Raw genomic sequence first — 13,119 nt, 5'->3', positions numbered from 1 at the left:
GGTAGTGAAAATTCTTAAGTTGATGGGCATGGGGTCACCATATCAAAAAAAGAAAATTGTACGTTTAGACACAATTTGGACACATTTCAGCCGGTTCCCTGTACGTTAAGGAACCGGCTACTTACTTTACTACTTTTTTATATAATTTTTGTCTCGTAATGGTCTTAGATTATTAAAATTTGTTTTTTCATTTAAGTTCCAAACATAATCACCTGTCAACGTAATATGTTCCCATCCAAGTGGAGATATATGTTGTAAATATTCTTCTGGAATGTCCACGCCTTTTGCACGTAAAGCATCTACTGCACGTGATATATATACCGTATTCCATAATACAATTGCTGAAATAAGAAGCTGCAAACCACTTGCTCTATGTAATTGATCCTCATAAGAACGATCACGAATTTCCCCTAATCGATTAAAAAATACAGCTCGAGCAAGTGCATGTTTTGCTTCACCTTTATTTAAACCAACCTGTACACGTCTTCTAAGATCAGGACTCTGCAACCATTCTAATGTATATAAAGTTCTTTCAATCCTTCCTATCTCACGCAAAGTTACAGATAAGCTATTCTGTCTTGGATAGGCCGCAAGCTTTTTGAGAATAAGAGAAGCTGTGACTGTTCCATTACGAACAGAACTAGTTAATCGTAATAAATCGTCCCAATTTTCTCTTATTTTCTTTGTATGAATTGTTCCACCAATCATAAATTCTAGATGCGGTTGATTTAAGGGCTTTTCAAAAGTATAGATTTTATTCTTACTAAACGTTTTGATTCTAGGAGCAAATCGAAACCCCAACATATGGCACATGGCAAAAACATGATCTACAAAGCCTGCTGCATCCGTATAATGTTCTTCAATTTCCAAATCTGTTTCATGATATAGTAGACCATCAATAATATGTGGAGCTTCTTCTGAAGAACTAATAACTTGTACATAAAATGGGGCGTATTGATCTGAGATATGTGTATAAAAACTTAAGCCTGGATCCCTACCATGCTTTGCATTTACTTGTGCTAACGGACTAGACTGCCCACCAGCTCTAAAGAATTGTCCATCAGAAGATGAAGTCGAACCATCTCCCCAATGAGAAGAGAATGGATATATATGCTGAAAATCAGTGATTGCTCCAAGAGCTTTGGAGTAATTTTCATCCCTTATATACCAATCTGATATCCAAGCTAATTGTGTATAAGATATATTTGGACATGCATCTGCCATTTTTGAAAGGCCTAGAGGAAGGGATTGCAGTAGCTAAATCTCAAGGAAAACATTTAGGCCGTCCTCAGGTGACTCTTTCGACTTTAAGCAAACAACAAATAAATATAATAGAAGAAACTCATTCAAAATGGAAGAGTGGAGAAATCACTGCTGTTATGTTTATGGAAATGTTAGAGCTAAAGAAAAACACGTTTTATAAAATAATGAAGGAATACGAAGAGGCAAAGTAGCATCTCTCCTATATGGACTGTTACTTTGCCCCTAGTTGTAAGAACGCTGGTATTACCCCTACTATGTTTAAAATGCGAGAATTCCTGTTACGTAAGAAACAGAAAGAGCTAAGTGAATATAAAGCGATGTACATAATTAAGGGTTATTTTTTACTTTTTTACCAAGCATTACACAAAAACACCCAAGAATTATCAAAGGTTCTCCTTCGTCTGTTTAACCTCCTACAGCACAACGGACGAAAATCTCATCGATATGAGAAAAAAACAGTCTTTGATATTTTGGGTGTTGTTTATGAGTATACCACTTCTACTCATCAGGTAGCATAGTAAAAAATTGAAAACTGTCAGGGTTTATTTGATATGCCTACTTTTATAAAATCTATAAAAGATAATAAAAAACTATATGGAAAGACCGCATTTTGTATAAAAATATACCTTAAGTTAATAGTGATGGGGCGGGACCACTTATACAAGAAATACCCTATAGAATAGACTTTTTTAAGTGTCTATTTTATAGGATATATTTTATGGTTCACTTATTTTTTTCACCCATTGCTTCTTCTAATGTTAGGTGATGTTGATATAAGTATGTAGCATATGGATTGCCAACGTAGCGAAGATGCCATGGTTCATATGCATATTCTGTTTTATCTGTCTTATCCTCTAAATAACGAATAACGAAGCCAAATTCATGGGCGTGTGTTGCTACCCACTTTCCTTCTTCTGTTTCTCCAAAGATAGGTTCTAATTTATATTCTGCAGATTCTGAACTAATATCCATTGTAAGTCCTGTTTGATGTTCACTCGTTCCAGGAACTGCACTAACTGAATCAGCCTTGGCTTTTCCTTGACGTTTGATATACGTATTACGTAAGGATTGTTGTCGTTTATATGAACGATAACCTGATACAGCTGTAAGCTCTAGACCTTGCTCTTTTGCAGATTGGAACATTTTTTCAAGAGCAGTGGCAGCATCTTTACGAAGTAATGTTTTTTCTTTATCTTTTGGAGATGTAAATGGAACGTTTGGTTTAGTTAAATCTTTTGGTATATAGCCATCTGGTAATTTACGATGTTTATTTACTAATACAAGGGGTGAATCTGGATTTGTAACAAGAAGAAAGTTTTCATCTGTTTTTTTGGCTGTATCTGCTGCTTTTGGAAAGGCAGGAATCTCTTCTTTTGGATGTTCATCATGTTTTTGTGTTTTAACAACTTTCGCTTCATTGTGTAGTGGAGATCTCGAACCGAAATAAGCGAAGGATGTGATACCGATTCCAATCGTAGCGGCTGAAATAATAACTATTTTTTTCATAAATCCGGGTAATTTCAGTCCTTTCTTATAATTTATTTTTCCATTATAAATTTAGTTATTTGAAAAAGAAGTATAAAGTGAGTTTGCTCATTTTTAAAGATATCAAATATTTTAAGAGTTTTTTCATTTATATGGGGTAACCACAGGGTTGCTGCTTTAGTCTGTCACGTTATTAATATATAGATAGAATTTAATTAATGAGCTATTGGGGCTCCAAGGACCGGTTTTAGGAATAGAAAGAGCACCTTTGCTAGGAAGCGTAAAGTAACCTCCGATTGTCTTGTAGCTTCCTAGCATATACCCATTACCTTTATTGATTGAACTAATCCCAAACACTTTACTCTTAGGCTGGGTTTATATATCTTAATTCTTTTAAAAGCTTTTTATAGAATTTGAGAAAATAAGTGGATTACACACAAAGATAATACATGTAATTAATAGAATAATCGTTATAACTATTAACATTCCATTTCCGCTATATAACTTTTTCATAGCACTCACCTCTATTTTTTCAACCATACATGGGGTCCCGCCAACCAAATGACATGAAATTCACGATAAGACATTTTTCGGGAGATAAAAAGCCTATTTTCCTACGTTAAGGAGGTACGGCAACGATTCCTTCTTTTTTGAGTCACTTACAAAACTAAAACAAGAAGCTACGTGTTGCTTTAAAATAATGTTTGATCAAATTGCTGCTGATAATCTTGATAAACAAATATAGAAAAAAGCGTTTTTGTAAAAAATAGATTTATTAAAACACGCTCTTATTATTTTTTATTGACTCATTCTTTTATAAAAAATTTTGATCATTTCCTACTTATGTTGCTCCACAATCGTGCCCGTTTGTTTAAGTACAGTTCTTCACAAAAATCTAGGAAGTAACCACTATACAATAAGGAAGATACTCACCATCCAAAAAACTGTGGTTCTCACTATCCTCCAAACTATGGATTGGATAGCTGAACTTTGAGGAATCTTACTTTTCACATTTCTTGTTATAAAAGCATGAATAATAAATCTGATTATGATGAACCCAACAGCTATCCAAGATAATAAATCCACTTTAACTCCTATGACAACCTCTTAAAAGGAAGAACAAAAAATTGGAGGAAGAAAACAAGCAACTAGAGAACAACTGAAAGTAACTTATGCAGATGTTTACAAAAAGTTATGGCATATCTCCCACATAACGGACGGCCGTCGGGTATGTGATCATTAATAGGTCGGTTTAGGATAGAGTTTATTCTACCCAAAAAGTAAGTCCCGTGACCCGCAGTTCTAGTAGGGAACATAGAATTTCACAGGCTAAGTGCATTTTTACACATGGTGGTGCCCGTCAAGCCTTGAAGGTTTTGGACTGTCACAATACTCCAACTTGGGGAATATTGAACTGTGCGTTATCCAAATTGAAATTATTACAATACCTTCCATCCTCTTTAAAACATAATGAAAATCTACTTTTAGCCCAATCCCACTCCGATCTGTTCTTCGGGGAAGATCTGAAATTGTTCTACTTTCTTGAGATCTTTATTTACAGTTAATGACCATTCTTCTCCATTACATTTATAATAGAAAACATATACTGGAGATTTTTTATCCAACGTTGAATTTGTCTTAATGCTTTCCTTCTCTAAAAACTCATAATTTGTATTATCGAATAAATTATTATCTTTAACAAATTTATCTGCTATATCTTTCGCTGTATCATAAGAAAGATTTTGATAATCTTCATTTTTAGGAACCTCTGGAAAACATGATAAGCGTATTATCTTATTAGTTTTTTTATCTATTATAGCATCATATACCATAATATTATCTTTATCGTCCCACATTACAGAAAGCATCCCATAACCATCTATTGTTTTAAATTTTAACCCTTTACTATTTTGCATTACATCTACATTAAAATACTTTTTAAAAGCATCTAGTACTACTTTTTTATAGGTTTCATCTTTATTACTTACTTGTGCAGTACTTGACTCCGTCATTACTTCGTTCTTTGATACTGTATTTTTTGATACTTGTGCAAAAGTTAAAGCACCACCACTAATACTTAATGCTCCAATTAAACCTAATGCAGTGATTCCTTTTTTCTTCATAAAATCTTCCCTCCTTTAATTTGTTTGCTACAGTTAGAATAATACATCATACCCTTATAGAAACAATCTACGAATTGTAACATAGTTGTAAAATCATAAGGCAGCAAACAAAATGCCAGGAACTTTCATTACGAATTCAAGGTAAATGTTATTCTTATAATTGTCCCCTTATTTAGTTGGCTTTCCATTTCTAATTCAATTTCATGGATTTTTGCTATTTCAGAACATATTGTAAGTCCTAATCCAACTCCATTATTAGCCCTAGTCCTTGATTTATCAGCCATATAAAAGGCTTCAAACACTTTAGGTAAATCTTCTTCTGAAATTCCTATACCTTCATCTTTTATTTCAAGCACAGTTTTATTTTCTTTATTTTTATATACATGTAAATATATATTGCTACCTTCTTTTGAAGCCTTAATAGAATTATCAATAAAATTACAAATGAAATTTCTAATTAAATCGCTTTCGACAACTACCTCATAATCTTCACCGCTAATCATTAAGTGGATACTTTTACTCTTTAATTTAGGCTTTAATATATCTTTTATATCAAATAATATATCTCCTATATTTTCTTTTCTCATTTTAAATTTTTCTCTTTCAAGCAACATTAAATCCATCATTTTCCGGGATAATTCCTCTAATCTTTTTCCTTCTTTAAATATATGGTTTAGCCCTTTTATAAATATCTGTTCATTATATGCAGTTAAGCGAAGAAAATCTGCATATCCAATTATGGAAGTTAAGGGTGTTTTAAATTCATGAGTTAAATTATCTATGAACCTTTGTTTTTCTGCAGCTTTCATTTCTAGTTCACTGATTTTTTGTTCAACAGCAGCTGCCATTTCATTAAAATTTTCTGCTAAAATACCTATTTCATCTTTAGAATCAATCTCTACTCTTTTTGAATAATTACCCTTTGATACTATTTGGGTTATATTTATTAGCTTCTCTATGGGCTTTGTAATATACCTACTTAACATATACATGCCAATAGCTAAAATTATAGTTATACTTATTGATAATCGAATATAAAAATTATATTGTTCTTTTTTATCTTCATAAATATATGTTACATCACGAACATATGAAAACTTCAAATCTTCTCCATTTATATTTATTAAACTAGTTACAAATAATAATGTTTTATTTTCTACATCTCTTATAATGTATTTTCTTTTATCGTGAGATGCATTTTTTAACTCTTCTCTATCTCGTGAAACCTTAAAATCTAGGTTACTAAAAACTACATGATTATTTTTGTCTACTATCTCTAAATAATTATTCTTTGAATTCAATTTTTCTAAATATTTTTTTATAACTTCTTTATAATCAGCCTTAACTATATTTTTAGACTCAATATATAAGTAATTATTTGAAATCATATTATAATAACTAATTCCTGTCGAAATATTTCTATGTTCATCTAATGATCTATCAATCTCTCTTTTTAAGTTTAAGTTATGACTATTTTGTATTAAACAAACAGCACCAAAGTTAAATATTACCAAAAATAACAATGATGAATATATGGATATTTTATGCCAAAATTTCATTTAAGTCTCCCATCTGTACCCGACCTTATGAACCGTTCTAATTTTCTCGTCTAAATCAAGTTTTTTTCTAATCCTTTGAATATGCATATCCACAGTTCTAGTTTCTCCTAGGTAATCATATCCCCAAATTTTTTCTAAAATTTTTTCCCTAGATAAAGCCATTCCTTTATTTTGTATTAAAAGACATAAAAGCTCAAATTCTTTTAGAGTTAAATCGATACTATTGCCATCTTTTTTCACAAGCATTTCTTCTATATATATTTCTAAATTCCCGAAACTTATGGCGTTATTTTTTTTACTGTAACGTCTTAAAACTGTTTCAACTCTTGCCAAAAGTTCTATAGATTCAAAAGGTTTTCCTATATAATCATCTGCTCCCATTTTAAGACCCTTAACCTTATCCGTAATGGATGATTTAGCTGATAAAAAAATTACAGGTATGTCCTTATGCTTTATTTTATCTATTATGCTAAACCCGTCTATTTCTGGAAGCATAACGTCTAAAAGTATTAAATCAAATTGTTCCGTTTCTATTAATTCTAAAGCGTGTCTTCCATTGTAAACTTGGATAGTTTCATAATTTACCATTTTCAAATTTAGGTTTATTAAATCTGAAATAGTTGGCTCATCTTCTACAATTAATATTTTTTCTGCTTTCATCAGTTCACTCTCCCAAAAAAATAATACTTACCGTACAAATCCCCCAAAAGGGATAAATAATACATTAGACTTCCATCACAGTTAGTATTTAATTTGCCAAATTGCTGTTTGTTCAACTACCTAGCCCATCTTACCAAATAAATAAGATCCATTTCCAGCTCATATTGTTACCAAATCAAAGAAACATATTTCTTTTTTGACCATGTCGGGCCTATCTTCTAAATATTACGGGTTAAAAAGTAATAGGATGATAATAGCCGATTCCTTAACGTACAGGGAACCGGCTTAAATGTGACCAAATTGTGTCCAAACGTACAATTTTATTTTTTTGATATGGTGACCCCATGCCCATCAACTTAAGAATTTTCACTACCCCCAAGTGACAAAAAACGTTATTCTTTCTAAAAAGCTAGCTAGAAAGGGTGACATTTTTTATGAATCTTTCGATTCAAGATGAATTACAACTATTTTCTGAAGAACTGTATCGTCATTTAACCCCTTCTCTTTTGGAAGAACTCGCAAAAGAATTGGGTTTTGTAAAAAGAAAACGAAAGTTTTCTGGAAATGAATTAGCTACCATATGTATTTGGGTAAGTCAACGTACAGCGAGTGACTCGCTTGTTCGACTATGCAGTCAATTACATGCGGCCACAGGCACTCTTATGAGTCCAGAAGGACTCAATAAACGCTTTGATAAAAAAGCGGTTGAATTTTTGAAATATATTTTTTCGGCATTATGGAAAAGTAAAATCTGTGAAACATCGGCCATTTCAAGCGCGGCGCTCACGTATTTTCAACGAATTCGTATTTTAGATGCGACGATTTTCCAAGTACCAAAACATTTAGCCCATGTATATCCTGGATCAGGTGGTTGTGCACAAACAGCGGGTATCAAGATTCAATTAGAATATGACTTACATAGCGGACAGTTTCTAAACTTTCAGATAGGTCCAGGAAAAAATAATGATAAGACCTTTGGAACAGAATGCTTAGACACATTACGTCCAAGCGATTTATGTATCCGTGATTTAGGTTATTTTTCATTAGAAGACTTAGATCAAATGGATCAACGAGGTGCTTATTATATATCCAGATTAAAATTAAACCATACCGTGTATGTAAAAAATCCGTTTCCAGAATACTTTCGAAACGGAACCGTAAAAAAGCAATCACAGTATATCCAAGTTGATTTAGAACATATTATGAACAATTTAAAACCCGGTCAAACATACGAAATAAAAGAAGCTTACATTGGAAAGAATCAAAAACTATTCACACGTGTAATTATCTATCGTTTAACAGACAAACAGATACAGGAACGTAGAAAAAAACAAAGTTACACTGAAAGTAAAAAGGGTATTACATTTTCAGAAAAGAGTAAACGATTAACGGGTATCAACATATATGTCTCAAATACGCCTGAAGGAGTTGTTCCGATGGAACAAATACATGACTTTTACTCCCTTCGCTGGCAAATAGAAATTATTTTTAAAACGTGGAAATCCTTATTTCAAATTCATCATTGGCAAACTATCAAAAAAGAGCGATTAGAATGTCATGTGTATGGAAGACTTATTGCCATCTTTATCTGTTCTTCTACGATGTTTAAGATGCGTAAACTTCTTTTGCAAAAGAACAAAAGAGAATTAAGTGAATATAAAGCCATTGGGATGATTCAAGATCATGTATCGCTGTTATATCAAGCGATACAGAGAAACACCCAAAATCTAACAAAGATTTTAATCCGTTTGTTCGACCTCCTACAGAAGAATGGACGGAAATCTCATCGATATGAGAAGAAAACTATCTTTGATATTATGGGTGTTGTCTATGAGTATAATGGGTTTGGAAAACAAAAGAAAGCTGCATAATTTTTAAAATGAAACTCGTTAGAGTTTATTTGGTGTGTGTACTTTTCAATACCAAAAGTACATTACGTGTTTTTTAGTTTGTTTGAACGAAAGTTCATTTTGTTTTCGTTCTTAAGTTGATGGGCATGTATGGTGACCCCTAATAGAGATTTTTAAAGATTTGGCTATGACATTAAGTGAACTACATAAAAAAATAATAACTCATCGTGATATTAAGCCAGAAAATATACTATATTATCAAGGTGAATTTTGTTTTGGAGACTTTGGTTTAATGGATTTTCCTGAAAAAGAAGATTTAACTAAAGCAAAAGAAGCACTAGGAAATCGAAAAACAATGGCTCCTGAAATGCGAACGCCTTCACAAGTAGATGATTCTAAGCCAGCAGATGTTTATTCATTTGCAAAAACACTTTGGATTATACTTACTGGTGAAGAATATGCATTTGATGGTCAATTTAATTATTTTGAAAATAATAAATTACAAAATAAATATCCTGACCAACATTTTGTTGAATTGTATAAGCTGTTAGCAGATTCGACAGTTGAAAATCCTGAAAAAAGACCAACAATTGATGAGTTTTTAATTAGACTGCAAGAGTGGGAAAGTATAGCTCAAAATGAGCGTGAAGCACATAAAAGCTTATGGAGATTTATAGAACAAACCGTTGTACAACAGAAAAATCCAAGTACAGTTATTTGGAGAGACAAAATCCAAGTAGTAGAAATTCTTAAGCAATTAACGATTTTAAACTTTAATCATACATTTATTCATTCAGGCGGAGGAATGGATTTAATAGATATAAAATTGTTAGAGGAAATAGAAAAAGATATGGTTATGATTGACTTTGGTTATGGAAGGGGACACGTATTTAAAGTAAAAAAATTAATATGGGAGCTGCCAAACGAGGATCCTGCCTTTAGCTATTTTCGTTTAGAATTCGATAAAATAGATCCCATTTATCCTAAAGTAGTTGAAGAATTAGAAAATTTTGGGGGGAATCAGGAATTTGGAGATTATGACAAGATAGTTTCAGAAAATTTGATTGTTAATAATAATGGAGAATATGAGAATTATTACGAAGATGATGAGATAGCACATTTCAGTGTTACTAGATGGTTCGATGGTTCATTTTTGATAGTGCCAAAAGGGTCTATATATAATTTTATTCACAGTACATATGATGGACAACATTCAAAGTTCAATGCAGATGAGTTTAGAGAATATATGGAGATATTACAGTATTTTTATAACCATGAGCTCTTAAGTGATTATTTCTCTTATATTGCTAATAGAGATCCTTTAGAAGAAGGTATATTTGAAGAAATGAAACGAATTAGGCTTATGACAGATGAAGAGTTGAAAACGCTATTAAACATCAATATAGAAAATTAAAGAATTTTATCAATACAAGATAATTTTTATAAAACTTTGTTGAAAGTTTCTTGGCAAGAACATATTTTGCGAAACAGGGCTAAAACAATAAAGTATATACCTTGCTGTTTTTTTATTCTTATATTTTTAAGTATAGTGAAGTAACTTATATAGAAAATTATAAAACTATCTTAACCCTGTCTTAAATTTAGAACGTGGTTAAGATAGTTTTAGGTTTTAAAAATTAAATAACTTTATTTTAAATCAACATCTGTTTCAATTAATTCAATTTCGTCAGATGTTGAATCCCCCGCAAGCTTTAATGCTTCTTGATAAAATTTCTCCGAGTTTGCATTTTTTTCTCTTTTGTCGTAAACAGAATCCCAAGGAATACCAGTTGCTTGGGCGTGTTTTACAGGGTCATATTTTTGCCCCGTTTTAAGCATCATATAAAGGATCTTGGCAATCTTGCCACACATATGCCCAATTGCTGTTTTTCCATTCATTTTACGCTCTACTAGACGATGATAATAGGAGCTGAATACGGATGGCTGGGATTTTGTCGCAATGATAATCATTGCCATTTGAAACAGCACTCGACGTGCATCTCGAACTCCACTAAAGGTCATTCTCGTACCCTTTACTGATGTCCCGGATTGTTTATTTTCAGCCGAAACACCAAGATATTTTTTGAACTCTTTATATGTATTAAATCGTTCAACATCACCAATGGCTCCGATAAGGGTACAAGCCCAATTATCACTCATAAAAGGGAAAGAGTATAATAACTCTGTATAAGGGTGAGGTTTAATACCTTTTCCTGAATTTCCGTGAAGTAGTTCTTGGATGTGATTGTCAATTCCTTTAATACTTTCTTCAATACGTAATGCTTCTTCAATTATCCAATTTTGTCTTCCAACTAAATGAGGGACATCAATTGTTATAGATTTTGCTGTAACTTTTGCTAGTGCCTCAGACGCCTTTGTAGCTACTCTCTTTGCCCCAGATTCAATCATTGCTTGTCGTAGTTCTTCCTGTGTGGCTAGTTTTAAATCTTTACCAGTAGGATACTTCAATACGAATTTCATGACAGAAGTGGTACCAAGCTTCTTAAATGCTACTTTGAGGTCTGGGTGCGTAACAGTTAAAAGTTGCTGTACCTGATTTTTACGCCGTGTTAACTGAGTATTTAATAACCATCGGTCACGGGTTAACGAACGAAAAATAGATTGAGTTACAGAAGCTGGTTTAAGTAAGCTAACTCCTTTCATATGAGGGTGTAAGATTTTATGACATCCCATATAGGACATTACCCTTGCGTCAACTGCATCTGATTTTTCAGTAATTCCTAAATGTTTTTCGCGGAAGTCTTTTACTGCGGAATTTTCTAATAGGTATACATCAAAATTTTCGTTCAAAAGGACTTGTTGAAGTAGGTAAGAGTAGTGACCACCTGTTGGTTCTAGTAAAACTAGGAAGTCCGATTTATGAATTCCTAGCTGTTTTTCCATTTGTTCTAAGGCTTGTAAGAACTGTGATATTCCCAGACTGTCCGCATTAAACTTCATTGTCTTTGTCCGTTTCCATTCACGTCCCTTTGGGTCCAAAAAAGCTTGAAAGGGGATACAACTAGCAACGTGAAAAGAGGAACCAATGTCAATTCCCACAAATAACTGGTACATCTTCCTCTTAGTTTCTTTCTCTTTTTCTTTGGATTCCTCTATAAAACTAAAGGGTACTACTGTGTTTTCATTCATACATAAATCCTCCTAGCGATATATACATCTGACTGTCCAATTTTCCGTTAGAGCTTAATGCCCAATGTAGTATGTCAGGACTATAACGCCAGATGGTAAATCTCACATTAAGTAAAGATGTCTAGTCAAGAGCCAGCCCCAAATAACCAAAGAGTTTCAATCGCTAATTTTGTTAAATACTATATACGTATTTGAATTTTACTTGCATATAGTCTTTTTAAATTTCTAAAAGAAAAATTCTTTATCTGGTATCCTATTTCCTGCCTGGTTCACAGAATTTTTTATCTTTTTTTGATTAATTTGTTATAATGAGTGTGTGCAGTGACCTTTTAAGGTGTTTCCGACCATAACTGGATTGGGGCTAGCATTATATATCCTAGACCTCTTATATGCAATTGGGGCACTCCACTACTTGTGGGTACAAGGCTCTGCACACCCTAGATAAATCCCTTATCTTCTAAACTAATTTACCGGGATAGTGGGTTTACTGCCAATAAAAAACTTGTCTATGTTCATAGTAAACAAATCTATTTTCTTATGATAAGCAAGAAACATAAAAAAAGACCCCTTTTTGTAGGAGTCTTTTTTCTATGTATGCCAATGCTCCCAATAAGTTGAAAGAGTTACTGCTCAAAAGCATACTCACATTAACAAAAAAGATACATTGGCATTATTATTATAACTCACTTTTTATTCTATTTACCAGTTTTAGTTGTTAGCACGTTCATTGGAATAAAAGGCATAAAAAAGACCCTCTTGCTGCGGAGTCTTTTTTATGTGGAAACCAATGCTCCAAAATTATCGCAAGAGTTACTGCTCGAAAGTGTACCCACATTAACTTAAGAGATGCACTGGCATTATAATTATATTTCATATTGTATTGTATTGTATCGTCTAATAGTTTCCTAGACAGCAGATTATTTTATTCAATTTTATAAACCTTTGTTTAGTTGATTATTCTTATTTTTAAGTTCCTCGATACCTCACATCTGCGGATACGCCTCCCCGCCATGAGCTATGTCCTCCACC

At 32.6% G+C, this 13,119-nt stretch carries 7 protein-coding genes and 3 pseudogenes; 4 read left to right on the top strand and 6 right to left on the bottom strand.

Annotated features, from left to right (window positions below; all coding sequences use genetic code 11):
- Positions 1–129: 129 nt before the first annotated feature.
- Positions 130–1,242 (bottom strand): annotated as a pseudogene (locus LMD38_RS17005) (Tn3 family transposase); the annotation flags it as partial.
- Between LMD38_RS17005 and LMD38_RS17000 the strand changes: the two are divergent.
- Together LMD38_RS17000 and LMD38_RS16995 are read left to right on the top strand one after the other, a co-directional pair.
- A pseudogene (locus tag LMD38_RS17000) lies at positions 1,242–1,454 on the top strand (recombinase family protein); the annotation flags it as partial. The pseudogenes LMD38_RS17005 and LMD38_RS17000 overlap by 1 nt on opposite strands.
- 60 nt (positions 1,455–1,514) lie before the next feature.
- Positions 1,515–1,781 (top strand): annotated as a pseudogene (locus LMD38_RS16995) (IS4 family transposase); the annotation flags it as partial.
- Positions 1,782–1,986: 205 nt separating this feature from the next.
- Here the strand turns inward: LMD38_RS16995 and LMD38_RS16990 are convergent.
- The 4 genes from LMD38_RS16990 to LMD38_RS16975 all read right to left on the bottom strand — a co-directional run bounded on the left by LMD38_RS16990 (position 1,987) and on the right by LMD38_RS16975 (position 7,090).
- Positions 1,987–2,769, bottom strand: a complete 783-nt coding sequence (locus LMD38_RS16990) for a M15 family metallopeptidase (RefSeq protein ID WP_061182346.1) — start codon at positions 2,767–2,769, stop codon at positions 1,987–1,989.
- 1,463 nt (positions 2,770–4,232) lie between these two features.
- Complete coding sequence (locus LMD38_RS16985; RefSeq protein WP_061182347.1) at positions 4,233–4,871, bottom strand: hypothetical protein; 639 nt, start codon at positions 4,869–4,871, stop codon at positions 4,233–4,235.
- Positions 4,872–4,999: 128 nt separating this feature from the next.
- On the bottom strand, positions 5,000–6,430 hold the full coding sequence (locus tag LMD38_RS16980; protein ID WP_062821061.1) for a sensor histidine kinase: 1,431 nt from the start codon (positions 6,428–6,430) through the stop codon (positions 5,000–5,002).
- Entirely contained in the window at positions 6,431–7,090 is a 660-nt protein-coding gene (locus LMD38_RS16975; RefSeq protein ID WP_227585729.1) for a response regulator transcription factor, read from the bottom strand.
- A gap of 434 nt (positions 7,091–7,524) precedes the next feature.
- Here LMD38_RS16975 and LMD38_RS16970 point away from each other — a divergent pair, with 434 nt between their 5' ends.
- Positions 7,525–8,961, top strand: a complete 1,437-nt coding sequence (locus LMD38_RS16970) for an IS4 family transposase (RefSeq protein ID WP_001053964.1) — start codon at positions 7,525–7,527, stop codon at positions 8,959–8,961.
- A gap of 166 nt (positions 8,962–9,127) precedes the next feature.
- Positions 9,128–10,354, top strand: a complete 1,227-nt coding sequence (locus tag LMD38_RS16965; RefSeq protein WP_228920370.1) for a protein kinase domain-containing protein — start codon at positions 9,128–9,130, stop codon at positions 10,352–10,354.
- A gap of 233 nt (positions 10,355–10,587) precedes the next feature.
- Here LMD38_RS16965 and LMD38_RS16960 read toward each other — a convergent pair whose 3' ends face one another.
- Positions 10,588–12,090: an IS110 family transposase gene (locus tag LMD38_RS16960; protein ID WP_062821942.1), complete on the bottom strand. Its 1,503-nt coding sequence runs from the start codon at positions 12,088–12,090 to the stop codon at positions 10,588–10,590.
- Between the last annotated feature and the right edge of the window lie 1,029 nt (positions 12,091–13,119).

This window comes from Bacillus pacificus, from assembly GCF_020861345.1.
Taxonomy (GTDB): Bacteria; Bacillota; Bacilli; order Bacillales; family Bacillaceae_G; genus Bacillus_A; species Bacillus_A pacificus.
The sequence above is the reverse complement of the archived record's forward strand: the minus strand, read 5'-3'. Positions and strand labels throughout refer to the sequence as shown.